The organism is Ruegeria sp. BE10 (genome assembly GCF_056538905.1).
Map to the genome: position 1 here is coordinate 25,509 of NZ_JBQFTX010000012.1, position 25,572 is coordinate 51,080.

The following is a 25,572-nucleotide window of genomic DNA, read 5'->3' on the forward strand; positions in this document are numbered from 1 at the left end:
AAGGCCATTTACCGACAAGGGAGAACAGAGATGTCGATAAAGGAACCGTTTACGGACTTAGAAATAAAGACCGCGGATGATGGTTTTTATGAGAACTACAGCGTCCCGATTGCGCTGATAAGCAAGGCGATCATGGTTGCTTTGGTGCTTTGGGCTTTGGTCTTTCCGGCCAATGCCAACGGCACCCTGGGCAGCTGGAACGGCAAATTGCTGGAGAGCTTCAACGGCTTCTATGTCATCATCGTGGGCTTTTTCTTTTTGTTTCTGGCGGTGGTGGCCATCCTTCCGGGCACCGGTAAGCGTGTCATGGGCACACCCGGAGAAAAGCCCGAGTTTTCGAACTTTTCGTGGTTCTCGATGATGTTCGGGGCCGGTCTTGGCGTGGGCCTGATGGTGTTTGCAACGGCCGAGCCGTTGGGGTTGTGGGGCTCAAACCCCGTTGTGGTTGCCGGGGATGTTCCGGGCAATGAACCCGAGGCGATCCAATCGGCCTATCGCTATACGTTCCTGCACTATGGTTTTCACGCCTGGGCGATCTATGTGGTGACGGGCCTGTCTTTGGCCTACTACGCCTATACGCGTAACATGCCACTGACGATCCGCGCGGCACTGACGCCGCTGTTCGGCAAGCTGATGAACGGTTTTCTTGGTCATGTGGTTGACGTTTTGGGCGTGGTTGCGACCATCCTGGGTGTTTCGGTCACCATTGGTTTTGGTGTCAGCCAGTTTATCGACGGGGTCTATGCGATTACCGGTATGCAATGGGTAATGGACCTGAGCGGAGACGTTCCGGCACCATCCAAGGTGGGCTTGATCGCGGGTCTGGTCGTTATCATGGCACTTTCGATCATTTCGGCGGTTTCGGGTGTCGGCCGCGGGGTTAAGTATCTATCAAACCTGAACCTTGTGTTGTCGATTATCCTGCTGGGAACTTTTGTGGTGTTCGGCTCGTTTGTCTTTGCAATGACCACCTATGGTTCGGCGATGGTCGACTATATCTTCCACTTCCTCTCGCTGAGCTTTGGCGCCTATGGGCCGCTGTCGGCAGAAGCTTTTGCTGCAGCACTGCCCGCAGAAGCACAGGCCCATGCGGCAGACCTGATGGGGGGTGCTACCAACGCCTGGGGCAGCTTTGACGGCTTCAAGAGCGGTCTGGAAGGTGCAGCAGCTGAACTGGACGAAGCAACTCTGGCCGCAGCTTATGCCGCCGGTGAACAGGGCCGTCAGTTTGGTTGGCAGTCGGGCTGGACCACGTTCTATTGGGCTTGGTGGATCGCGTTCTCGCCGTTCGTTGGCTTGTTCCTGGCACGCATCTCAAAGGGTCGTACCGTGCGTGAGTTCATCCTGGGTTGCGTGTTCGCACCGGCATTGGTGTGCTTTGCCTGGATGACAGTCCTGGGCGGCACCGCGATCGATCTGGAACTGGCAGGCGCGGCCGAGGGCGCGATCATTGGGGCGTCGAACACCAACAAGCTGTTCGTGACTTTGTCCTACATGATCGACGGTGGGTTGTTGTCAATGCTGAACGTCATGTGCGTGATCCTGATCATGACCTTCCTGGTTACCTCTGCGGACTCCGGGATTTTGGTGATGAACACAATCATGTCGGGTGGCAGTCAGGAGACCGGCGTCAAACATCGCATCATTTGGGGTGTGATTCTGACCGCCGTAATCGGTGCGCTGATCTTGGCAGCGGGTGAGAACAACCCGATGGACGCATTGCGCAATGCGATGATCATCGGCGCGCTGCCGTTCACTATGGTGATGGGTTTGATGTGTATTTCTCTGGCCAAGGCGCTTTATCGCGACGGGCAGCGGGACAGGCACGAAGACGCCGGAACACAGGCAGCTGAATAACTGAAGCCAATAAACCAATCAGCAACGCCGCCCCCTCGGGCGGCGTTTTTTTGCGTCTGTCCAGCTCTTAATATGGGTCTGGAAACCATCGTAAATTTGCGGTGGGTTCAGTATCGACAGGGCTGCGTAGGTCGCCCGCGTGGACCTAGACGTGGTCAACCAAATCACTTTGCCCGCCCCGAAGCATGAGCTGTGCAAGCCTAGTTTGATCTCAGCTTATTCATAAACAGCTGCGGCACCTTCCGCGCGTTTTTCATGATCAGAGTAGGCGCACCGCCAACCTGATTGCGCCGGATTGCCTTATAATCTTCCGTCGATTTCCTGAGAATTCGACGGACGCTGCCGTTGCTGGCCCCGCCAAGGCGCATCTTGGCCAAAACTTCCGGAAGATAGGCTGCTGAAATGCGGCCCTGGCCGAAATAACGCAGTATGCTGTCATAATCTGCTGAGATCTGGAAGCTGTCATCATAACCACCCCACCGCGTGATGACATCGCGTTTGATAAATAAGCTCGGATGTGGTGGCATCCATCCACGTTTCAGCTTGTGCGGGCCATAGGGTCCAGAAACCCAATGGCGCACCACCTTGTCGGTATCCCGCGCGGACACATATTCCAGATCACCATAGACCGCGTCTGCGTCGGTTTCCTCAAAGACGTGTGCAACACGAGTCAAAACCTCTGCATGTGCAAAAAAGTCATCAGAATGCAGCAACCCGACTACATCACCGGTTGCTCGGTCCGTGGCGCGGTTCAGTGCGTCGTAAAGGCCCCGATCTGTTTCACTGACCAGCTGCATACGCGGATCGTTTCGGGCATTGAGCAGCTCTAGCGTGCCATCACTAGAGCCTCCGTCCTGAACCACATGTTCGTAGTTGTCGTAGGTTTGTGTATCCAGGCTTTGCAAGGCATCTGGAAGGGTGGCCGCACGGTTCCAAACTGCTGTAAGGATAGAAAATTTCATGCATAATTCCAAAGAATAACAAACGTGAATATCAATCTTTCACAACGTCGTAACCGCAGCGTACTTAGCCTTGCTGAGGTTCGACCAGAAAGCGAGGGTGGTTACCTTTTTGCATCCCCGCAATGATCCGTCCTGCCAGCACCGACTGAAACGTCAATCGCACGTTAAACCAAGACGTTTTGACAGCCTTAATCGCTGTAATATTTGGACGCATATCTTCCGTAGGAATATCCGTAATGCTTAGCGCTTTGGACATTGATCTGACCCAGAATAAGACCGGTTAAGTGCTGATTATCGGTGTGGAACAGGCGCATTGCCTCGGTGATGTCTTGCGCGGATGTGTCATTCCACTTGATGGTCAGCAGCACCGCATCCGCATTGCGTGCAATCAGGCGTGCGTCGGATACCAGCAATGTTGGCGGCGTGTCGATCAGTATGACGTCATAGAGCTTGCGCATGTCGTCCAGAAAAACCTTGAATCGTTCTGATGCAAATAGGTCCGCCGCATTCACCGAGGTCTCTTCACCAGCCAGAATATCGCAGTTCAGCAACAGGTCCTGAAAGATGGCCTCCTGTGGCGTGGCGTCCCCGGACAGAACCGATACGATCCCTTTTTGGGGTGCGCCCTTGAGCTGCGCTGTCATGGTCAGGCGTCGGATATCGCCTTCGACCAGCAAGACCTTCTTACCGATACCGACAAAGTTCTGGGCCAACGCCAGCGAGTTTGTCGTCTTCCCCTCGCCTGGCAGCGATGAGGTCATAACCACAACTTGTGGTGGGCGGTCCACATTGGACAGCATCAGCGAAGTTCTCAGGTTGCGCACCGCCTCGGCCGTGGCAGAGGACGGCTTGTCGGCCAGATATTCCAGAACCTTGCGGCGCCCGCGTGCAGGAAAGATCGGGATCTGACCCAAAACGCTGTAGCCGGTCTTGCGTTCCAAATCCTGCGCAGAGCGATAGCCTTTGCGTCGCGCTTCAGCCAACAAGACGAACCCGCCGCCCAGCATGAGGCCCAGTATGGCCGAGAGCATTAGCATTCGGGATTTTCGGGGCGAAGTCGGGATGCTGGGAATAACGGCGCGTGACAATTGCCGACTGTCCGCCTTTTGAATGCCTTCCTGCGCCGATGTCTCTTTCAGCCGTGCCAGGAAATATTCATAAAGCAGCCGAACCGCTTCGGCCTCACGCACCAATTGCTGCAGCGTAATCAGGTCCGCATTCTGCTGCGCGATCTTTTGCCCACGGTCTTCTGCCGATTGTGTCAGGGCCTGAACCTGCTGCGAAGACCGCCGCACCTCAAGCGCTGTGCGCGCGAGAAGGCGTTGAAAAGCGGTGTCAAAGACTGTCTCGCCCGTACCGGAATCCTCGATTTGCGTGAAAAGGCGTTGCATCTGCGGGTCCTGGCTGGCTTCAGCCTGAGCCGCGCGGTTGTCTGCGGAAGACAGTGCGTCATACCGGGACTGTGCCGTGACACGGGTTGCCTCGGCAGATACACGACGTTCGCGAAGATCTTTCAATTGCACTTCCTGCAACTGTAGAGCTTCGGCTGAGATCAGCGCGGTCGTCCCATTGAAGTCGCTGACTTTTGCCTCAGCCGTTTCCAATTCGACTTGCAGCTCGGCCACACGGTCGGTCAGCCAGGCCGTCGCCTGTTCGGTGGCCTCAAATTTTATCTCGATCTGGTTCAGTACGTATAGTTCGACGATCGTGTCGGCTATCAGAGCTGACTTGCGTGCCGATTCTGTCTCGACCGTAATTTCGAACACCAAGCTTTGCGGCACGATTTTGACCGAGAGCTTCTTGAGCAGGGCCGTAATCACGCTGTCCCGGGTTTTCTGCTGGGTCAGTTCCTCGGCCACCTGCTCGGGGTCGCTTCCGGTGCCAAGAACTGATTTGACGAACTGTTTGACCCCATCGAATGCCGAGTCTGGCAGAAGATCAGAATTGAACTCGGGATCAGAAACGAGGTCCAGCTTGTCCACGACCTTGCCCATCAGACCGCGGGACTGCAGCACTTCCAATTCGGAATTGACTTCAGCGGTGTCTCCGGCCAGACCGCCAACTACGCTTTGAAGGTCAACCACGCTGGCTTGATCGGTTTCCAGCATGACCACCGCAGTCGACCTGTACAGTGGCACGGCGACGACAAAGGCGTAATACCCTCCGATCAAAATGGCTATGGCGGTGGCTAGGGCAATGATCCACTTTCCACGCCATAATGTGCCTATCAAAACTCCTAAATCGACCACGTCATCTTCTGGCGCGTCACCCACTGGTGAGCGGCTCGAATTGAACTGTGCTTCGTGTATTGGAGATTGCTTCATATCAAATAATTTATCCCAAATGCCGGATACACGCGAAACGCGTTTGAAGCCGCTCCCTACAAGGTTCCAGGGCATAAATAAAGGCCCGCCCGTATGCCAAACTGCCGGTTCAATAAGCCGCGGTGAAAACCACCTTGCCCCTGCATTTCATGACTGCTGTTTGGGTCGGTTCAAACCAGGCTTCCAGCCACTTCCCCCTTATCTGACTTTGGGCGCATGATTTCCGATCAACCCGTACGGTCACCTAATTCAAAATCAACAATCTTAGAAAATTATTCCGGGTGAAGAACGATCAAATCTCAACCCATGGCTGAATGCTGACGTCATGCATCAAGTGAGAATGAGTACCCATAAAGCCCGGGTTTCTGAACACGCAGCTACGGAAATCTGAGGGTAAATTGGCATCTCATCCAATGAAATCGCACCAATCCAAGAAGTTGGAGATCAACAGAATGTCCCGCGCAGTAATTGCCAGCAAGGCTGAACCAGCCTTTGTCAAACAACCCAGGCATCAAACAAACGATGAAATGAAAGGGGTTGTTAATAATGATTAATCTTGGCTTTTCCATCACATCATTGGCGACGCGCAATGGTCCTGGCGGTATTAAAAACTTGAACCCGTCGCTTTGGCTCGACCCCGCCGATATGCGCTCACTGTTTCAGAACTGGGCAGGGACGATGCCCATACTGGGTCCGGGTCAACCGGTAGGGTTGATGCTGGATAAATCGAACGATCTTAGACCTGGCCCTGACGCTGTCACGGACGGGGGGTTAAACGATGGTGAGGCTCATTGGAATACGAACGGTGATGCAACCATTTCAAACGGACAAGTGCGCATCCACTCACCCGATGGGTCGTATTCAAACGTCGTGCAGACTGATATTTTAACGGTCGGAGAATGGTACCGACTAGAATATACAGTGACCGCATATGGCTTTGGTGGCCTGTCTATCAGCGGTGTGACGGGCAACCCGCCCTTGCCTACCACAATAGGTCGGCACAGCGTTATTATACAATCGACGGTAGAATATCTTAGCATCAAGCGGCGATTGGGACCGACGGATATAACCATTGCTGATATAGCGGCCTGTAGCATTCCCGGATACCACGCCGCGCAGAAATTTAATGACGACCGGCGCCCTTTTCTTGCCCGGCACCCGATGAGTGGGATCAGGAACTTGATGGACAACTCTGCGAGTTTTGCAGGTTGGAACGATAGTGCTGGATCTCTTACTGCGACTGCACTGGGAACGCCAGAAATAGAGATGGTGAAACTGGCCGCAAGGGTTGGACAAAGTGGTCTGACATTTGTTGCCCTGCCTTCAGCTGTCCAAGCCACACAGGCCGCGACATTCTCTGTTGTCGCCTCGGCGGCGGAATATCCAATCCTGCACTTTACCGGTGGCGACGGGTTTGCTGCGTCGCGCGGGGCCTTCGAAGTCGATTTGACGACGGGCGCAATCCTGTCCGGTTCAGCTTATGTTGAAAGCCTTGGCAGCGGTCTTTTCCGGGTATCCACACAATTGGACTACAGCGGCACGGGCAATAAAAACCTCTATCTTCGACCCCGAGAGGAAATGGGGGTCGATGTTCTGGGGGATGGTGTGAAGGGTATTCTGCTTGCACAGGCTCAGCTTGAAATCGGATCCGCACCGACACCGTACCAAAACCGTATCAATCAGTATGACGTCACTGAATCTGGACAGCGCGCTTTCTGGTATCTTTCGAATGATCAGATTGACGACGAACTTGTCGTTGAGTTCCCTGACCTGGGATCGGACGTCACTGAATTTTGGGCAGATGAGAACGGGGTCACGATCCGTGGCGGCCAGCTTATCGGGGCGGGTAACAGGGTGGTGCCGGGTGGTGCGTCTCTTTATGCCTATGGCGCAATTGGACGCGCATTGTCAGGACCGGAAACCGAGCAATTGCGGAAATTTCTTGAGCTGAGGGCGGCGGTCAGGAGTTAAAGCGCAAACTGGTACTCTTCGATGAGTGGATTTGCTTAGAAATCGCCTCTTGCGGTTAACCGCAGGAGGTATTCCGCCAAACCGAAACCAATGCGCGGGTTTAAGCTCGGGCCATGGTTGGGCGAATTGCTGTCCGCTGATTGGCCAGGTCTGGGATCGGTCAGCGCTCTTGTTTGTCGGCCGAAACAAGACAAGTGCAGCCGAATGTCAGACGGCCGCGCCGCCTGTCTATGTAATCGAATGACCAGCCCAAAATTCTGGACAAGTTAAATTTCGGATTTCCCATTTTTTTCAAACTGTTTTTAAATACTCTCGAGCCTACGTTTCGAACGACCCGTTTCCCATGTCACCACGGCTCATGCAGGAAAGTGAACTCAATGACCGAAGCCTATATCTGCGATTATATACGAACGCCGATCGGCCGTTTTGGTGGTACTCTGGCCCCGGTACGCCCTGACGATTTGGGCGCGGTTCCTATACGTGCCTTGATGGCGCGCAATCCACGCGTTGACTGGGATGCTGTCGATGACGTGATATTCGGTTGCGCCAACCAGGCCGGTGAAGACAATCGCAACGTGGCGCGTATGTCATTGCTGCTTGCGGGCATGCCTGTGGCTGTCCCCGGTACGACCATTAACCGCCTGTGTGGGTCTGGTATGGATGCTGTGATCAACGCCGCGCGGGCGATCCGCTGTGGTGATGCCGACCTGGTGGTCGCTGGCGGGGTTGAGAGCATGTCGCGCGCACCCTTTGTTATGCCCAAGGCCGAAAGCGCCTTTTCACGAGCGAATGCTGTTTATGACACCACCATTGGCTGGCGTTTTATCAACCCGGTGATCAAGTCACAGTACGGTGTCGACTCCATGCCGGAAACTGCTGAGAACGTCGCCGAGGATTTCAATGTGACTCGTGACGCGCAGGACGCATTCGCGCTTCGCAGTCAAGAGCGCGCGGCCAAAGCTATCGCGTCGGGTCGGCTGGCACAGGAAATTACTCCGGTCGAACTGCCGCAGCGAAAAGGCGATCCAGTTCTGTTTGCAACCGATGAGCATCCCCGCAGCACGACGCTGGAAAAATTGACCAACCTGCCCGCGCCTTTCCGTAATGGTGGAACAGTCACGGCTGGCAATGCCTCGGGCGTCAATGACGGGGCTGCCGCGCTGATCATCGCCTCGGCTGATGCCGCCAGGACATACGGACTGACCCCGATGGCCCGCATTGTTAGCGGGGCGTCGGCGGGTGTGGCACCTCGGATTATGGGTATCGGTCCGATCCCGGCCACGCAAAAGCTGTGCGCCCGTTTGGGCCTGAAACCCGAAGACTTCGACGTGGTTGAACTGAATGAGGCTTTTGCCGCGCAAGGTATCGCAGTTCTGCGCGGCCTAGGTCTGGCCGAGGATAGCGCGCATGTGAATCCAAATGGCGGAGCCATTGCTCTGGGTCACCCGCTGGGCATGACCGGGGCCCGGATCGCTGGAACGGCGGCACTGGAGCTGTCGTTGGGTGGCCACAAACGCGCGCTGGCCACCATGTGCGTTGGTGTTGGTCAGGGTATCGCCATCGCGCTGGAAGCCGTCTGATCGATTTACGAAAGCTCGGTAGAGCTGAGGACGCAGAAAAAACTGGCCGATAGAGATTTCAATGCAGGTGTCCGGTGCGTAACTCCTTTGCCTCAACCTCGGGGCGATCCAACACTAAATAGATGTTTCAAAATAGAATAGCGCCGGAGCCTTTCGACTCCGGCGCAACCAGCTTCCAGATTATTGCGTCACTATTGGATGCCCATAAGCATCTTCGGGAGGAACAGTGACAATTCCGGAAGGAATGTAACCAAAAGCATTCGCCGCAAGCCGATCGGACCAACGAGACGCGAACTTTCTTGACGTTCGCCAAGAATGCACAAATGTCCGCTTTCTGTCTCAGTGAACAAAGCAGAGAGTGTCAAAGTTTCGCCTCCAAGACGCCACCTCTTCTCCAACATTTTCGCCGTTGAGACCGCGTTTAATTAGCGCGGCAAGCTGACCTGCATCGGCCGTCGTAATGCCCCAACGGACCAGTTCTGGCGTGCCAATGCGCAATCCGTTCATATCGCCGTCAACCACGGCCAATGGCAGTCCGATGCCGCAAGCTAGAAACCCATTCGGGCGCAGCTTTTTCGACGCCGCGTGACCGCCTCCAAAGGGTTCGGCCAATACGGCGAACTGGTGGGAGTTCGTAAAGCCTTCGGCCCCAGCAAAGACCGGAACGCCCTCTGTGTCCAATGCGGTCGCCAATGCTTGCGACATTGCGATCATCCCCCTAGCATAGGCTTTCCCAAAGTCCCTCCAATCCAGCATGGTCACCGCAAGAGCGGCCGTCTTCGCAGCATCGAAGTTGGCAGTCATCCCGGGGAACGCGATGGCATCCAGCGCCTTTGCGATCTCGGCATCGTTGGTGACGATCAGTCCCCCGGCCGGTCCCCCAAGGCTTTTGTAGGTGCTCATCGTCATGAAATGCGCGCCTTCCTTCAGCGGGTTCGACCACGCCCGCCCGGCTATGATCCCGCATTGGTGGGCAGCGTCGAACATGACCTTAGCGCCGACTTCGTCCGCGATGGTACGAATGCCGGCCACGGGGTGCTCAAACAAGTTCAGACTGCCGCCGATGGTGATCAGCTTGGGTCGTTCGGCCAGGGCCAATGCGCGAAGCTGATCCAGATCGACCGTGTAGCCATCCTTGTTTACGGGAGCCTCGACCGTGCGCAGGCCATAAAGCCCCGCACAGCCCGCGATATGGTGCGTCACATGCCCGCCAATCGACGCGGGCGGAGCGATAATCGTGTCACCCGGTTTGCAGGTCGCCATGAAGCCATACAGGTTGGCAATCGCGCCAGAGGGCACGCGGACCTCTGCGAAACTGGCATCGAACACCTCTGCGCAAAGCTGGGCGGTGATAACCTCGATTTCTTCGATCGCCTCCAATCCCATTTCATACTTGTCACCGGGATAACCCAAGGACGGACGCGATCCGATACCTGACGACAAGAGCGCCTCTGCCTTGGGGTTCATAACATTGGTCGCCGGATTGAGGTTGAAGCATTCTTCCTCGTGGATCACACGGTTCCGCTCAGCGAGTGTCTGAACCCGGGCCAGAAGATCGGCCGAGGACGTGGACGCAGCCTTGTTGGCAATGTCCTGAACCAGAGTTTCACTCGTTATGGGAACCCAGTTTCGTTGTGCAAGTGTCATACGCCATTCTCCTGTTTGCACCAATCTGGCGCCTTGAGCGTGACAGCGCAAAGCAGATTTGCTATTTCTGGGCGTAGAAAAACTAAGGCTAGGAAATGAGCGTCGTCCCCAAACGTCCGAAGGGCCCACCGCTGAACGCCATGCGGGCATTTGAAGCTGCTGCGCGACATGTGAGTTTCGTTGCGGCTGCGGATGAGCTTTGCGTCACTCCCGGCGCGATCTCTCAGCATATCAAGACGTTGGAAGATTGGGCAGGCATGTCACTCTTTCGCCGTAACGCCCAAGGGGTGGAGTTGACGAAGGCCGGGGCATCGCTGATCTCAAGGTTCACATCTGCCTTTGACGCGTTGGCGGATGCAACGCGCGCCTTGCGCAACCTTGGTCCGGACGTGGATTTTCACATCGCAGCCCTTCCTTCCGTCGCTCAGCTTTGGTTGCCGAAAAGACTGAGCAAGGTCAGAGCGCATTTGCCCATGATCAACTTCTCGGTCACCGCCATGGAAACCCCGCCGAGCCTGTCGAGAGAACTGTTCGATTTGGCGATTTTCTTCGATGTGCCCGATGGATCGCCCGATCAGGTCTCAATTTGTGCCGATGAGATTGTACCGGTGTGCGCACCCGCGATTCTTGAACGGGTCGTAGACTTCGAGACAACGACGCTTCTGCACGACCAGACATGGGCAGATGACTGGGCCGTTTGGTCAAAGGCGACATCCACGCCCACAAGCGATCCGATACACGGTCCGAAGTTTTCCCTCTACAGCCTTGCCGTGGAAGAGGCCAAAGCCGGTGCCGGCGTCTTGATCGGGCATCTGTGCCTGATCGAAGAAGCGCTCGCGAACGGTTCGCTGAAACGTACCAGCGAGCGTACCTGCCATACGGGGCGTCATTTGTGCGCTCGACTGCCCGAAGATTCGAGGCGAAGACCCGAAACTGATCAAGTCGTTTCGCTGCTTTACTAGAAGTTCCCAAGGCCCCCATTCGAGCGTGGTGCAGCATATCGTAGGTTTGGGCTCGCACCGGCCTTTCTCTGCGATGTGTCCCAAGAGGAGGAAGAGCCCATTGCTGCCGTTGATCACACTTCAGTCGTTCGCTCATGCAGCACGTCGCCAACCACGCAATCCGGACATTCTCTGAGTGGTACGCAGATGGCGGTGACGCGGGACTTTGCCGCCATTGGCCCGCTTTCACCGGAGAACCGCAGACAGCGCAAACCGGACATTTAATAGGAAGGTCCCAAAATCCTTGCTGCGCAAAAATGCACACGGTCTTAAGCGATGGCCTGCTCTGGGTGCGCCCAACCCAATTCGCGGTTACGGCCGCTTCTAGCGCGTGGTCGAACTGAGCTGCCCCATTTAAGTGGTCCCAATTGAAAGATAGTGCTTGGTTGGCCTTTGGTCTATCAGGACGAAGACATCCGGGGCTGGATTTGCATACGACGAAGTTTTTGACAAATAAATGAATCGCAATAACATAATGTGAGTTGTTGGTTCTCTGCCGTTTTCCACTGACAACCTTCGATGAAAATGAGGCGGCCATACTTTTTGCAGGGAAAGCAAGTCTTGTTCGTGGGTTAGGTCGATCAAAAAAGGTGGAGCGTTGGTCTGGACTTTCAAACGCCGCAAAAGGTTCCTGAAAACGATCTCCAAGATTACCTAAAAGCTGTCGACGCATCATTGTGATTTTCAGGGTGATGAAACGGTGCCCCTAAAGTCTGAGCTACCCATAAGAATAGGAAGCTATTCGGAATAGCCCAAGGCGCGTTGTGTCCTGCACGGTATATAGACCGTTAACAGAGCGCGATTTCTTAACTTTGATGCTTTTCCCGAGAAGGAGACAAACATGATCAAACCTCACCAAGTTGCCTCGTCCTTGGCTGCTTTCTTTTGTACTTTTGCGATCTCCGCGACGGCTCAGGATTTTGATCCGACATCGCTATCGACCTACGGGAGCAAACCCAACATCATTCTGATCGTTTCTGACGATACTGGTTATTGGGACCTTGGTGCCTATCATGGTGGCGCAGCGCGTGGCATGGACACCCCCAACCTTGATCAAATGGCCAAGCAGGGGATGATGTTCACGGACTTCTACGCTCAATCCTCTTGCACGCCGGGGCGTGCAGCAATGCAGACTGGGCGTTACCCGAACCGTTCAGGCATGACGACGGTTGCTTTTCAGGGTCAAGGTGGTGGACTGCCGGCGGCAGAATGGACGATTGCGTCTGTTTTGAAACAGGCTGACTACAACACTTACTTCATGGGTAAGTGGCATCTCGGTGAAGCGGATTACGCCATGCCAATTGCCCATGGCTATGACAAGATGGAGAATACATTCCTCTATCACCTGAACGCGTATACTTATGCTCTGGACGACTGGAATGTGCAGATGTCCGACGATCAGAGGGCATTTTATAAAGAGAACACCACTGGCGTATTTGAAGGTGTAGCTGGTGAACCTGCCAAGGAAGTGCTGACCATTGAAGACATGACAACCGCAGATCTAGCTGCGTTGGACAAGGTTGGAGCAGAAAAGGCAGTGGCGGAACTGGAGCGTCTTGCTGGTCTGGACAAGCCGTTCTTCATGTCGATCAACTGGGCTGCAAACCACCAGCCTAACCTGCCGTCGCCTGATTTCGTGGGTAAGTCGGCGGTAAAGAACAAGTACGGCGACAAGGTGGTCGAGCTTGATTTCCACACTGGTCAAATCCTCGACAAGGTGGAAGATCTTGGAATTGGGGAAAATACCCTGATCATTTACACTGTTGATAATGGCGCGTGGCAGGATGTTCATCCTGATGCCGGCATGACACCGTTTCGCGGAACTAAGGGAACCGACCGGGAAGGAGCGTACCGCGTACCGTTCTTCGCCAAATGGACAGGTAAAATTGCGCCGGATTCGAAGTCGAGCGACATTACCGGTGGTACTGACTTGATGGCCACCTTTGCGAGCCTTGCAGGAGTGCCGTTGCCGACCGAAGACCGGGAAGGTCAACCGACGATCTTTGACAGCATCGATATGGCTCCAGTCCTGTTTGGAGAGGCTGATCCGCAGCGCAACTCCTGGGCATATTTTACAGAAAATGAACTTTCGCCGGGCGCAGTGCGCGTTAACGAATGGAAAGCTGTCTTCAACATGCGTGGCGACAACGGTGCACGGGCCGGTTCTGAAGCCCCGGCAGCCGAATTGGGTTGGCGCGGTGCTGAAAAGTACGTTGCCACCGTTCCGCAGGTGTTCAACCTGTGGGAAGATCCGATGGAGCGGTATGACATCTTCATGACAACCGGGCGTGAGAACACTTGGACAGTTCCGACGCTGATGGGCGAACTTGAACGTGTGGTAAAAACCTACATTGAGTATCCGCCGCGTCCAGTTCAGAGCGAGTCATATTCTGGTCCGATTACTCTAACCGAGTATCACCGGTTCAAGACTGTGCGAGACCAGCTGGAAAAAGACGGGTTCTCGCTAAGCCTTCCAACCGGAAATTGATGCAAATGGTTGAGGCGTCGTTATGCGGCGCCTCGACACTTCGATGACACAGTCGAGTGGGGCAAGGAGTAGCAAGGTGCAGACCAATCTGAAGGCTTCAGGTACAAATGTAACTTCGACCCGGAATTTCCTTACCAGGTTCTTCTTTAGCCTTTTCGTCTTTCTGGGAGTATCTACGGCAACAGGCAATCCTGTGGTTGCACAGGAGAACGACGCGGCCTCAGCAGCAGCTCAGGCGAATAATCCGCTGGCAAATTTCAAAGCGGTCAACGTTCAGAACTATTATATTGGCGATATTTCCGGAACGGACCAAACTGGCAATCAGTTTTGGCTCAGGTATGCGCAACCTTTGAGCTTGGGGAACACAAATTGGGTTCTAAGGGCCTCTTTGCCTTTAAATTCATTCCCGGCACAAAGTGGGAAAACGACGGGCGTTGGTGACCTCAACGTTTTTGCCGCTTACCTTATAGATATTGGAAATCCGGCTGTTAGCTTTGGTGTTGGTCCTCAATTAACCGCGCCAACAGGTTCGACGGATGGGTCTGGATCTAAAAAATGGTCAGCCGGTATCGCGAACGTATTGTTCAATGCGTCGTCACCGATATTCCAATACGGTTACCTTCTGACTTGGCAAGCCAGTTTTGCCGGAGACAGTGATGCAAAGGATGTAAATATCGGAGCTTTTCAACCTTTTCTGTTCTACCAACTCGGTGGAGGGACATACCTAAGGTCAGCGCCAATAATGACCTACGATTTTGAATCGGACAGCTATAATGTGCCAATCGGCTTGGGTATCGGGCAAGTGTTCAAAAAGAAGGACATCACCTACAACGTTTTTGTCGAACCGCAGTACTCAGTTGCGAGCAAAGGGCCAGGGCAGGCAAAATGGCAGATCTTTGCTGGCTTCAATACTCAATTTTGAAGGTAATGCCTTTTTCCAACTACCTCCATGTCGGCCGCTCTCGCGTTGTGAGGTCTTTCGCTGCACCAAAATCCAATGCCTGTTAGTTGGTGTCAATTTTCCATCGTCTCAATCGGAGCAAAAGAGAAAAAGAGGCTGAACTCTCGGAGCTTTACGTTTACGTCATTGCAGCGAATTTGGCGCCGCGAGCACGCGCAGCACTAATTTGACAGGTCTGGTGTGGGCTCGATCCGAACCATTACTGCGGAGCAGCTGTAGGTCCGATCCGGATTGGCGAACGGCATGTGCCGCCCGCCAACATAATTCAGATGTCGATTTGTTCGGCGATACTCAAGGCGTCTTCAAGTTCGACGCCAAAGTATCGGACAGTGCTATCGACCATTGTGTGTCCAAGCAGTAATTGAACCGCTCTTAGATTTCCTGTTTTTCGATAAATTTCTGCCGCCTTGGTCCGGCGCAGCGAATGGGTGCCGTATCCGCTCGGTTCCAGCCCAATCCCGCACAAGTCGGCCATACTGGCGGGTCGAGATATGTGGGCGGTCATGAAACCGGCTCGGAAACATGAAACGGCAGCCCATCATTTCCGGCGATTTGATCCACGCAGCAATCGTATCACGCGTGTTTTCAGAGAGCTCGAACTGAACGGGCCGCTTGGTTTTGCTCTGGATCACGGACACCCTTTCGCGAATGCGATCATCCCCTAACAAGTCGGTGACGGCCAGTTTCACCAAATCACATCCACGAAGCTTGCTATCAATCGCCACGTTGAACAATGCAAGATCGCGCAGGTTGCTCGCCAGTTCGAGCCGCGCGCGGATCGCCCAGACCTGTTTCGGCAACAGCGGTCGTTTCTGGCCGATGATCCGGCCCTTGTTCCAGGCTCTTCGTTTCGAAGTGACAGCGGGAAGTTGGACTCTTGGCATAGTGCGCCCTCCAATCCTCCCGCCAAGCCCAGACATCAGCACCACGCCGACGCCTGAATTTTATCGTCGGCTTGAATGGCCGTTGTCCGATTGCCTGTTCGTTGAGAAACGCCGCAGACGCATTAGGCCGGTCTGAGCCCAAAGCAAAAATCGCGGTTTGCTCTATCGTTGTGATAATTAGTGCTTTTGCGCAAGGACGTCTATTATCGCAGTGAGAGCCTTGTCTTCAAGCCCTTGATCCATACCCAATTGCGCCATCTCAACAAACAGTCGGGGCAATTCATCCCGGGCGCCAAGAGCCTCAAAACTAGCGAGAACATCTTCCAAAGCTGCGGCGTAAGTACTCATCGAGGCTGGTGGGTTGTCATAGGTGGCTTGAGGCGCTGTCGCGGCAAAGTAGTCGTAATAGGGTTTCATCATTCCCATAGATATGGGCACAAGATCTGAGAAGGTTTGCATGGGGATACCTGCTTTCTTCGCTGCCAGCGCTCCGTAGATCATTCCCCACATGAAACCTTGGCGAACCGTAAAAAGTCCCGCAAAGAGTGCAGCCAGCATTCCGGCTTGGTCACCCACATGGACAGACCTTCCGCCCAAATTTCTAATGATTGGACCGTGGATCTTCCACTGTTCTTCGGTTCCAACGACCGACAGGACGGTATCCTTATCTCCGATCATATGCGGATAAGCATTGATGATGCCAACCATCCACGAGGCGCCAGCGTTTTCCACGAGTTGCGCTAAGTCTTCAGCATCCTCTGCGCCTCCAGTTGAGAGTTCGATTATGGTCTTGTTGGGCAGCGAATTAGCCGCATTGGACAAGAGTTCTATTGTCTGCGGGTGTGATTTTACGCAGGTAATCGTTACAGGACTGGCAGATATCGCCTCAGAAACAGTGGCCGCCACAGTTGCTCCTTCGGAACCAAGAGCGCTAGCTTTCTCGGGTGTCCTATTCCAAACAGTTACAGATCGGCCTGCTTTCATTTGAGCTCGGGCAAGCGCTGTACCCATGGACCCAAGACCTATTACTGAAATGTCCGTCATGCTGAACTCCTCCCAAATAACCAATTGCAAACAACGGCGCGGTTTTGTCTCGCCGAAATGCCAACGGGGCGACCAATCAGATCACCGTACTTGGAAAACGGCTCGCTATACTAAGGTTTTCTGAACAGGTCTTTTGGGAAACGGGTGCTTCACAGTCGCATCACCATTGACCGATGGTCAGGCACTAACTACCGCACTCTCGCCGAGTGGTAAAACTCGGCACGGCATTTTAGACAATTCTACTGGCCCGACTGACACTGACAGCAACTTGCCTGGCAACGCCTTCAGTTAGAAAATGCTCCGAGATTTAATCTGGCTGCCACAATACTAAAAAAGGGAATTAGAAGTGGCCCCTGTCAGAGGCCACTTCTAACGTATCACTCAAAGTTGTACGGCGCACCGGCTTGGTTGATCACACTGTTGTATTCTCGGAAAATTCCAACGATTTTCTCATGCACTTCGCCTTCCTGGGCAATTTCTTCCCAGAACTCTTTGGCTGCATTCTCGACCTCGGCCCATTCGGACGCTGGCACTGATCGCAATTCCAGCTTATCGCCATTTGCGCGCAATGCCGCTTCTCCGCCCCAATACCATTGATTGCGATAGGTGTGACCTGCTTCGATACCCGCCATCACGATGGATTTGAGGTGATCCGGTAGCTCTGCCCAACGCTCCTGGTTTGCAAACCAAGATCCGATCCACGCACCCGAGATGTTGTTGGTCAGGAAATAGTCCGTCACATCAGCCCAACCAACCGTGTAATCCTCGGTAATGCCGGACCACGCCATGCCGTCAAGCTCTCCGGTCTGTACGGCGACTTCCGCGTCTTCGTAGGGAATGTTCACCGGCACGACGCCAAACTTGGCGAGGAACCGACCAGCGGTTGGGAAAGTGTATAGTTTTAGCCCATCCAGATCAGCAACCGATGTAATTTCCTTCTTTGTGTTGAAGTTGCACGGGTCTTGCCCAGCTGCAGACAACCACTGAACGCCAACTTTGGCATACTCGTCGCGCCAAATGTCCGCCAACCCGTATTGATTGAACAAAACCGGCACGTCGAGAATGTGCTTTGTTGCGAAGGGGAAGTACCCGCCAAAGACGCGAAGCGGTGTCGGTGACGCCATCGAGTCATCGTCCGAATGAACCCCGTCGATTGTTCCGCGCTGAAGCGCTTGGAACAGCTCGCCCGTGGGTACAATCTGATCTGCGAAGAACAGCTCGATTTCCAGCTCGCCGTTGGCATTGGCGTTGATGTAGTCAATTGCAGGCTTGGTCACATGCTCGCCCAACGCGCCTCCGGCATAGGTCTGGAACCGCCATTTGATGGGGGCCTGCGCCTTTACTATAGCCGGTGCAGCAAGCGTCGCGGGCGCGGCCAAAGCGGCGGTCCGCAAAAATCTACGTCTTGTAGTCATGGTCTTCCTCTCCTGTGCTTTTCATTGAACTTGATCCGGTTAACCCGGTTTCTCGTTCTTTACGTGCTCAGTTTCCGTAGACGATGCCCGGAAGCCACAATGCGATGTCTGGGAAGGCCATCACCAATCCCAAAGCCAATGCCATCACTGCCACAAACGGTATGATGGACCTGTAAATATCTCCAATCGTCACCTCTGGCGGGGCCATGGCCCGCATCAAAAACAGGTTGTACCCAAAAGGCGGAGTCATATAGGCGATCTGACATGTGATCGTGTAGAGGACACCGTACCATATCAGATCAAACCCCAGCGCACCGACCAGCGGCACGTATAACGGAGCGACGATGACCAGCATGGCGGTGTCATCCAGAAACGTACCCATCACCAGAAAGCTGAGCTGCATCAGGATCAGGATGATCCACGGGTTCAGACCAAGCTGCACCGTAAACAGGTTTTCGATCGCCTTGACCGCGCCCAGCCCGTCAAAAACCGCCCCGAAGGCAAGGGCCGCAAGGATGATCCACATGAACATGCAGGTAATTCCAAGCGTCTGTTTGATCGAGGTCTCAAAAACCTGCCACGTCATGCGGCGTTTCAGAACCGCCGCCATCAAGGCCGCGATTGCCCCCAAGGCCGAGCTTTCGACCAGTGAGGTCCAGCCATTCACGAAGGGCACCATCATCACCGCAAAGATGCCTATGGGCAGCAGACCAGCCCCCAGCAGGCGGAGTTTTTCGCTCCAGGTGACCTGCGCGCGTTCTTCGGCGCTCATCACAGGGCCGAGCGATGGGTTCAGGCGACAGCGGATGGCGATGTAGATGATGAACAGCGTGGCCATCATCAAACCGGGAATAACGCCTGCCAGCCAAAGCTGCCCGACCGGTTGACGGGCAATCATGGCGTAAAGGACCAACACAACGGAAGGCGGCACGAGAATTCCTAAGGATGAACCGGCCTGTATGACCCCCGTCACCATACGCTTGTCATAGTTCCGGCGCAGCAATTCGGGCAAAGCAATTGTCGCTCCAATCGCCATACCTGCAACGGACAATCCGTTCATGGCTGAGATCAGAACCATCAGACCGATTGTGCCTATAGCCAGCCCGCCGGAAAGACCGCCCATCCAGACATGGAACATACGATACAGGTCATCCGCGATCCGGGATTCCGACAAAACGTATCCCATGAAAATGAACATCGGCAGCGTAAGCAGGGGGTACCAGCGCATGACCTTGATCGCTGCCGCAAACCCCAGATCATAGCCCCCCCTGTCGCCCCACAGGAAAAAGGCGGCAATCACTGCTACGAACCCGATAGCCCCGAATACACGCTGCCCGGTTAACAGCATCAGCATCATGGTCGAGAACATGAGCGCGGCTATCAATTCATAGCTCACCCGCGGTGTCCCCCTTCAAGGTCTTCGGGGGCCATATGCACCGGCTCATCATCTTTCGGACCCATATCATGTCCTTGCAACCGCAAGATGTCTTTGAACAGTTCCGAGATTGACTGCAACAGCATCAGCAGAATGCCAACCACCATGATCGTTTTGATGGGCCAGATATAGGGGCGCCACGCGGACGAGGACCTCTCGCCGCCATATTGGAACGAATACATCAAACTGTCCCAGCCTCCCCAAAATAAAAAGGCCAGATACACGATCAGAAAAAGCACCGTCAGCACGTCAACCTGGCTTTTTCGGCGGTCTGTCCATTCTCCATACAGCAGGTCCATCCGGACATTCGCACCCATCTGCATCGCATAAGGACCGCCAAGGATGTAGTAAGCGACCATGGCAAATTGTGCCATTTCAAGGGTCCAGAGCGAGGGGACAAAGAAGGTCTTGGACACAGAGGAATACAGCAGGATCGCCATCATAAGAAAAATGCCATACATGATGACCCGCCCAATCGTCCTGTTGGCACGGTCCACAAAACTGACATAGGCCTTCATCACACCTGTCACGAAGCAGCCTTTACATAATGTGATTTGTCATGTGAGCCAGCGTAGAGCGAAAACTTCTCCGAGCGACTAAGAACTAACATCCCGCATTCGCGCGGAAAACCGCTATAAAATTCACGCATGTTGAGCTCTACCCCAATACTTTCCCTCTTCATCAGAGCGACATGTCGGATAGCTGTCAAGTTGGTACCAGGCATAATTGGCTGATTAAGGTGATGGTTCTAGAGCTTCATGGCAAACCTATTGTTGCAAGTCGCCCTTACTTGCTACTTTCTCATTTCGATGGATGCACTTTTTTGAGTGAGAACAAACCTTTCAGAGCGACAAAAACAGAGAATTTGGCGTGAAGGAGCGTAATTTAACATTTTATTCAAATACGACCGTTATTTGAGATCGAAACCGAACCTGGGGAGGCTAACAATCTTCCCGATGAGATGCCTAAGGTCCTTAGTGATTTTGTGACGTCCTGGGGGCGCCTGCAATTGAAGTTGTATCTTCTTGCCGAGCTACAGTTATAGCTATCGACAAATCGCTGCGCGGCCCATCCTTACCTAAATGAATGTTCATCAGATAATACCAGTGGCAGCAGTGCCCGCAGTTCGAGAGTTCGACAGGCCTCCTTTTTCGCTAGTGCAGCGAATGGCGGCAAAGCGAGCTGCGACCGCAGCATCTCGGTTGGCGGCTGGAGGTCGGCTCTGGGCCGAACGCTGAGGCAGGGTATTCTGCTGATCAATCACGCCCAAGTAACACACACTGCGCCGGTTTTCAGGTTGCGAAGAGGCTCATTGGCTTACTGTTTTACGTCGACTTGAAGGGCTTGAACCGTCGAAACACTCTAAAAGCGTAAAAATCTCAAGGTGTTGAATTCAATGACAGGCGAGTCTCAATAATTCAGTCCCATTATTTACGTACTCCGACAATTCTTGTCGGATCACCTTAATGGTGAGACTGCGGTTCCAACAAAATCAGCTACTTAGAGTTTTCAATTTTTGAGACTCCAGAATCCGAGATTTTCTAACCAAACAAATAAAAAGCAGTCCTTCATTTAACGCGCGGAGAACGACTGCACTGAGCCCCAAAGCAGACGACGAAAAGATGGCCAATCGGTAACGGGTTTCTAGTGCGTTTTCCAAACACCGGCTACTCAATTGCCGTGCGAAATGTTGCGGTAAGCCGTTTGTTCAATCCGTGATGAGGTTCGGCTGAAAAACCTTAGTGCAACTCCGCGAGGGCAGCGATGTCATTGAAAATAACTACGGAGCCGCCTTCTTCATTCGCGTAAACCAAAAGTTTTTGGCAAAAGGCATCCAAACCAATTGCCGGAAAGCCCGCCATAGCTACGCCACCGGGTGCTGGTCCGCCGAACAGTAAGAGAACTGCATCCGGCAGTTCCACCCCTAGTTGGGATGCTTCGGTCGCAAAATCGATTTCCCCAAACCAGACAGTATCGTCCTGTCCCATCACAGCTGTCCTGAGACGTTCGACTGCCTCTGGTACGCTGAGCTGAGATCGCAGTTCGATGACGCCATAGTCGGCAAACAACCCGTTGGTCGGCGCTGGTGTTGCATCCAAGTCGTTAAGAACTTCGAGCATCTTGCTCTGAAATACACGCACCGAAGACGCGTCCGCGAGCCCATGCCGGATTTTGAGAAACTGGGAGTCCGTGTAGGTAATCTGCGGGCGATCATCCTGATCGTAGGAAAGAACGCGAAAAGGAAGGTCCAAACCTGCTCGCACGGTCTCTTTCAGAATGGGTGTGTTTATCTCAGGATCAGAGAAAATGAGCACACGAGACGCGGGCATATCTACGCCTTCGGCTTTAGCCAGACGCGAGTGGTCTATCGATGCAATTGGAGTAGGCCCCGCCTCGTCAACGGCAGTCTCAAGCTCTAAAAAATTTTTGTCCACCGCAGTCTGGACAGATGACGATTGTGCCAGACCGGATGTCGAAACCGACGCAGTTGTAATCATCGAGAGAACAAAGAAAAACCTCAGCACTTTAACACTTCCTGTTTCATTGTACTTTTCTCAGGGAAACCGCCGCCAGAGCTGCAAAAGCTATCTCGGCCGCAAGATAAAATAGAAGTAACCCGTTTGGAACTCCATCGATAAGAATGCTTAGTATGCGTCCAACGGCCAGTCCCGACATAAACAAAAAAAGGACCCACAGCGCGGGGCGTTGTAATTCTGGTTTCAAAGCGGCCGCCAACCAAAACAACGCGTTTGCCAGGTAAAGACCCATAGTCGCGCGGAACACGTGGGTTTGGTTGGTCCCTTCCACCGGAAATCCCAGCAAAGCTGGAATCGAACTGCCGGGTATCAGACCGTATGATAACGCGATTGGCACGAGGCCAACGGCAGCAAGCAGAAGGACTAATCTAACACTCATGGAGGAATCCTTCTCGTAGAGGTTTCGCTTTTTTGCAAAATTCCTAACCGGTTTTCTGGGGCATCCGATGATCCGAGCCGGATGCCCACGCCGCAGTGAGAAAGGCGTATCGGTTGCCTCTCTTCCTCTACTGAGAGATGCCGCCTTCGGTTGATGTCTGTTCTTCAACATGGTCTTGATTGGCGACCGGCTTCCCGCGCGGAGGGAACTCCTCGAAGGTAGCGAGATGTGCCTGCACTAGTCGGGCGGCCGGGCCGAATGCCCACATTTTCTCACCCATCCAGCGGACGTACATTCCGCTTTCCTCCGCTGCTTTCTCGTAAGGATCGCGGCGAAGGTTGAAGAGTAACGGGGCGACCAACTCTTCCTTCGGGCCTGACCAGCCGTGGTTTTGAACGACAAAATGCGCTTTCCAATCGTTGTAGCGTACGGCTTGGAGGTCCGTACCCTGATAGTAAATCAGCTCGCGTCGATTGCTCTCTTCATCCTCACCAGTCAGGTAAGATAGCTGGTTGTAGCCATCGAGATGCACTTTATAGCCTTCATAGCCCTTTAGAAGTTTTTCTCTCAGGTCTGTGGGACCTCCAGCCGCAGCTACAAGGGTTGGCATCCAGTCCATGCCGCTGAAGATACCGTTCAAAACCTGTCCTTCAGGAATTTTGCCCGGCCAGCGAATAATCGCAGGAACCCTAAATCCACCTTCCCAGGTAGTACCCTTTTCCCCATGAAAAGGAGTCGTACCACCGTCGGGCCACGTTAGTGTTTCCGGGCCATTGTCGGCGGTGAACATCACTATGGTATTATCGGCGACTCCCAGATCTTCAAGGTGGCTGAGAACGTTACCAACGTTGTTGTCCAACTCCTTCATGACCACATCCTGAAGTCCGCGCCCATTGCCCAACATAGCTTCGTATTCGGGGCTGAGGTGGGTCCAGACGTGTGCACGGGCTGGAGCCATCCAGACAAAAAACGGAGTGTCCGACTCAACTGCACGAGAAATGAAGTCCTTCGTGTAAGATGTCACTTCGTCATCCAAAGTCTTTTGGCGTTCCGGCGGCGCAGGTCCGTCATCAATGATGCGCTGCTTCCCGACTTTTCCAAAACGCGGATCGACTGTTTCGTCCTCCTCGTCTGTAGCAAAAGAATGAATGATGTTGCGCGGCGCGAATTGCGCGTTGAATTCTGGATCGTCTGGCCAATCCGGATCAGACGTATATTCCATGGCATTCAAGTGATAGAGCCAGCCCCAATACTCGTCGAAACCTTTTGTAGTCGGTAGGAACTCGTTGAGGTCGCCCAAGTGGTTTTTACCGAACTGGCCCGTCGTGTATCCCAACTTTTTCAAGAACATCGGAAGCGTCGGATCATCTGGGTTTAACCCTATCGGATCCCCCGGCAACCCTACCGTGTGCATGCCAGTCCGAATAGGTAACTGTCCGGTCATGAAAGCTGATCGGCCGGCAGTACAACTTGGCTCGGCATAATAATCCGTGAGACGAGCACCTTCAGACGAGAGGCGATCCAAGTTCGGCGTCTCGATGCTTTTGACACCCCCATGGTAAACGCCGACGCTCGCCCAACCCACGTCGTCTGCCATGATGACAAGAATGTTGGGCGGGGCATGCTCGTCGGCCCAAGCTCCAGTGAAAGTAAAGCAGACCGCACCCGCTACTGAGATAAGCTTGTTCATTAAGACCTCCCGACACGCAATTTCTCACCAACGATAGGAAAAACATCGGCTTGGAGGAACAGTTTAATTCGTTAACTTTTCAGGCCAAACATATCTTGTGTTAGAACATCTTCGGCCGCAAAGTCTGCAAACGTACACTCGTCGCGATTTAGCGAACAACGGGTTCGAGCCCAATACAGACCTTCCTTTTGTGTCAAGTTTGGCGCCTACCAAAAGAGCCAGAATTGTGAGTTAGGCCAAGCCATCAGTAGTAAACTCTCGGAAAAACCAAAAAAAAATGGGTATCTAGCTGCTTTGGGCGCTTCCAGTTTTCATAAAATACGTCAGATATCCTATCTATGCCGCCGTCTCCGGCGGGCATCTCCTTCCGAAAGTTCTAGTGTATAGCTTTTTTGCACCGTGCGGAGAGGGTGTTTCGAAGCTGGCACCGCAGATTAAGCTTGGTCGAGTGTAACTATACTTTCGGATACCCAACCTATACCGATGAACGCCTAGCGCATCCTGTCATTCTGTAGTTATTTCGCCTTGCACAGTCCCATAATTGTGCTGCCACCTCCTACTAACCATCCCCCTGTAGGAGAGTTGTTTGCCAGCTTCGCAATGCAAGTGTGTGAGTGGATCCGCATTGTGAAGCTGGCCTTTTTTACCTTCAACAAAAAAGGCCCCGCACAATGGCGAGGCCGTAACTCGTTACCCCCTCACAAATCACTATTGGATTGGGTTAAGCTTAATACGGCAAGGACCGCCGCTTGGATTTAAAGTTCCCCGCGTCACCCTAATCTGGGATGATTGGCAACGCGGGGATAGTCTGGTCATGGGACAGACCAGTCTATTTGTCTGTTCGGGACTTTACGCCCGCGCAGGAACACAGCCGATATAAAGATATTCCGCAAAACGGCTTGTGATTTTACGCCAAAATTCACAACACCGTTCAGAAAGTTAGTAAATGCAAAAAGCTCTGATCATGAGACGAGGTTTTCCGGCTTAAATTGACGGCCGTGTAAGAGGCGGCTTAGTCCCGCGTTATCGTCATTCTAGAGTGCTTCAGCTACGGCATGCTTCGTGCCCAAAACGGAAGCTTGAATGGACCTGCCGCCCGAAAGACTCTTGCTATCGAAAAAGATCATTCCCGTTTAGCGCCCGCTATTGCGCAGAAATGTCGACACAATCGAATAGTTGATTTTGTAGTGCATCTTTGACCAAATGTTAGGCAGAACCAACGAGGGAACAAGAATGAAGAGATTTATGACCCCCACAGCTGTACTAATTGGGTCTCTAACCGTTGCAGCATGTGAAGATACTGGCAGCTCTACTGCGTCCTCAGAACTGACTCCTGCCCAGCAGGCATGTCTGCGAGATGTCGCCAATACGACGAACAATTCGCAAGTCGTGGTGCT

16 protein-coding genes and 1 pseudogene are annotated in these 25,572 nt (G+C 53.5%); 6 read left to right on the forward strand and 11 right to left on the reverse strand.

Annotation, left to right across the window (positions count from 1 at the left end; genetic code table 11):
- Positions 1–30: 30 nt before the first annotated feature.
- Positions 31–1,857: a BCCT family transporter gene (locus ACR0M2_RS19995; protein ID WP_226689570.1), complete on the forward strand. Its 1,827-nt coding sequence runs from the start codon at positions 31–33 to the stop codon at positions 1,855–1,857.
- Positions 1,858–2,057: 200 nt separating this feature from the next.
- Here the strand turns inward: ACR0M2_RS19995 and ACR0M2_RS20000 are convergent, their stop codons facing one another.
- Positions 2,058–2,819, reverse strand: a complete 762-nt coding sequence (locus tag ACR0M2_RS20000) for a glycosyltransferase family 2 protein (RefSeq protein ID WP_480706785.1) — start codon at positions 2,817–2,819, stop codon at positions 2,058–2,060.
- Between the two features lie 188 nt (positions 2,820–3,007).
- Positions 3,008–5,143: a GumC family protein gene (locus ACR0M2_RS20005; protein WP_480706787.1), complete on the reverse strand. Its 2,136-nt coding sequence runs from the start codon at positions 5,141–5,143 to the stop codon at positions 3,008–3,010.
- Between the two features lie 546 nt (positions 5,144–5,689).
- Here ACR0M2_RS20005 and ACR0M2_RS20010 point away from each other — a divergent pair.
- The gene (locus ACR0M2_RS20010; protein WP_480706789.1) at positions 5,690–7,114 is read left to right on the forward strand and encodes a phage head spike fiber domain-containing protein; all 1,425 of its coding nucleotides are present in this window, start codon (positions 5,690–5,692) and stop codon (positions 7,112–7,114) included.
- Positions 7,115–7,491: 377 nt separating this feature from the next.
- Positions 7,492–8,694, forward strand: coding sequence for a 3-oxoadipyl-CoA thiolase (gene pcaF, locus ACR0M2_RS20015; RefSeq protein ID WP_480639150.1), 1,203 nt, complete (start codon positions 7,492–7,494; stop codon positions 8,692–8,694).
- A 339-nt stretch (positions 8,695–9,033) separates the two neighbouring features.
- Here pcaF and ACR0M2_RS20020 read toward each other — a convergent pair whose 3' ends face one another.
- Complete coding sequence (locus ACR0M2_RS20020; RefSeq protein WP_480706791.1) at positions 9,034–10,341, reverse strand: aminotransferase class I/II-fold pyridoxal phosphate-dependent enzyme; 1,308 nt, start codon at positions 10,339–10,341, stop codon at positions 9,034–9,036.
- Positions 10,342–10,436: 95 nt separating this feature from the next.
- Here ACR0M2_RS20020 and ACR0M2_RS20025 point away from each other — a divergent pair, with 95 nt between their 5' ends.
- The 3 genes from ACR0M2_RS20025 to ACR0M2_RS20035 all read left to right on the forward strand — a co-directional run bounded on the left by ACR0M2_RS20025 (position 10,437) and on the right by ACR0M2_RS20035 (position 14,752).
- Entirely contained in the window at positions 10,437–11,303 is an 867-nt protein-coding gene (locus ACR0M2_RS20025) for a LysR family transcriptional regulator (RefSeq protein WP_480706793.1), read from the forward strand.
- 880 nt (positions 11,304–12,183) lie between these two features.
- On the forward strand, positions 12,184–13,830 hold the full coding sequence (locus ACR0M2_RS20030) for an arylsulfatase (protein WP_170362759.1): 1,647 nt from the start codon (positions 12,184–12,186) through the stop codon (positions 13,828–13,830).
- 76 nt (positions 13,831–13,906) lie between these two features.
- Entirely contained in the window at positions 13,907–14,752 is an 846-nt protein-coding gene (locus ACR0M2_RS20035; protein WP_480690289.1) for a hypothetical protein, read from the forward strand.
- Between the two features lie 304 nt (positions 14,753–15,056).
- Here ACR0M2_RS20035 and ACR0M2_RS20040 read toward each other — a convergent pair.
- The 8 genes and pseudogenes from ACR0M2_RS20040 to ACR0M2_RS20075 all read right to left on the reverse strand — a co-directional run bounded on the left by ACR0M2_RS20040 (position 15,057) and on the right by ACR0M2_RS20075 (position 24,175).
- Positions 15,057–15,675: pseudogene (locus ACR0M2_RS20040) on the reverse strand (tyrosine-type recombinase/integrase).
- Positions 15,676–15,852: 177 nt separating this feature from the next.
- The gene (locus ACR0M2_RS20045; RefSeq protein ID WP_480706795.1) at positions 15,853–16,749 is read right to left on the reverse strand and encodes an NAD(P)-dependent oxidoreductase; all 897 of its coding nucleotides are present in this window, start codon (positions 16,747–16,749) and stop codon (positions 15,853–15,855) included.
- 347 nt (positions 16,750–17,096) lie between these two features.
- Positions 17,097–18,134 carry a TRAP transporter substrate-binding protein gene (locus tag ACR0M2_RS20050; protein WP_170350253.1) on the reverse strand — a complete coding sequence of 346 codons (1,038 nt, stop codon included), beginning with the start codon at positions 18,132–18,134 and terminating at the stop codon, positions 17,097–17,099.
- Between the two features lie 67 nt (positions 18,135–18,201).
- The gene (locus ACR0M2_RS20055) at positions 18,202–19,530 is read right to left on the reverse strand and encodes a TRAP transporter large permease (RefSeq protein ID WP_170350254.1); all 1,329 of its coding nucleotides are present in this window, start codon (positions 19,528–19,530) and stop codon (positions 18,202–18,204) included.
- Positions 19,527–20,099, reverse strand: a complete 573-nt coding sequence (locus ACR0M2_RS20060) for a TRAP transporter small permease subunit (RefSeq protein ID WP_438826213.1) — start codon at positions 20,097–20,099, stop codon at positions 19,527–19,529. Before ACR0M2_RS20060 ends, ACR0M2_RS20055 begins: the two co-directional genes overlap by 4 nt.
- A 1,209-nt stretch (positions 20,100–21,308) precedes the next feature.
- On the reverse strand, positions 21,309–22,094 hold the full coding sequence (locus ACR0M2_RS20065) for a DUF302 domain-containing protein (RefSeq protein WP_480706796.1): 786 nt from the start codon (positions 22,092–22,094) through the stop codon (positions 21,309–21,311).
- A gap of 16 nt (positions 22,095–22,110) precedes the next feature.
- The gene (locus ACR0M2_RS20070; RefSeq protein WP_480706798.1) at positions 22,111–22,485 is read right to left on the reverse strand and encodes a DUF4345 domain-containing protein; all 375 of its coding nucleotides are present in this window, start codon (positions 22,483–22,485) and stop codon (positions 22,111–22,113) included.
- A 127-nt stretch (positions 22,486–22,612) separates the two neighbouring features.
- Positions 22,613–24,175 (reverse strand): arylsulfatase, encoded by a 1,563-nt coding sequence (locus ACR0M2_RS20075; RefSeq protein ID WP_480706800.1) that lies wholly within the window; start codon positions 24,173–24,175, stop codon positions 22,613–22,615.
- Positions 24,176–25,572: the final 1,397 nt, after the last annotated feature.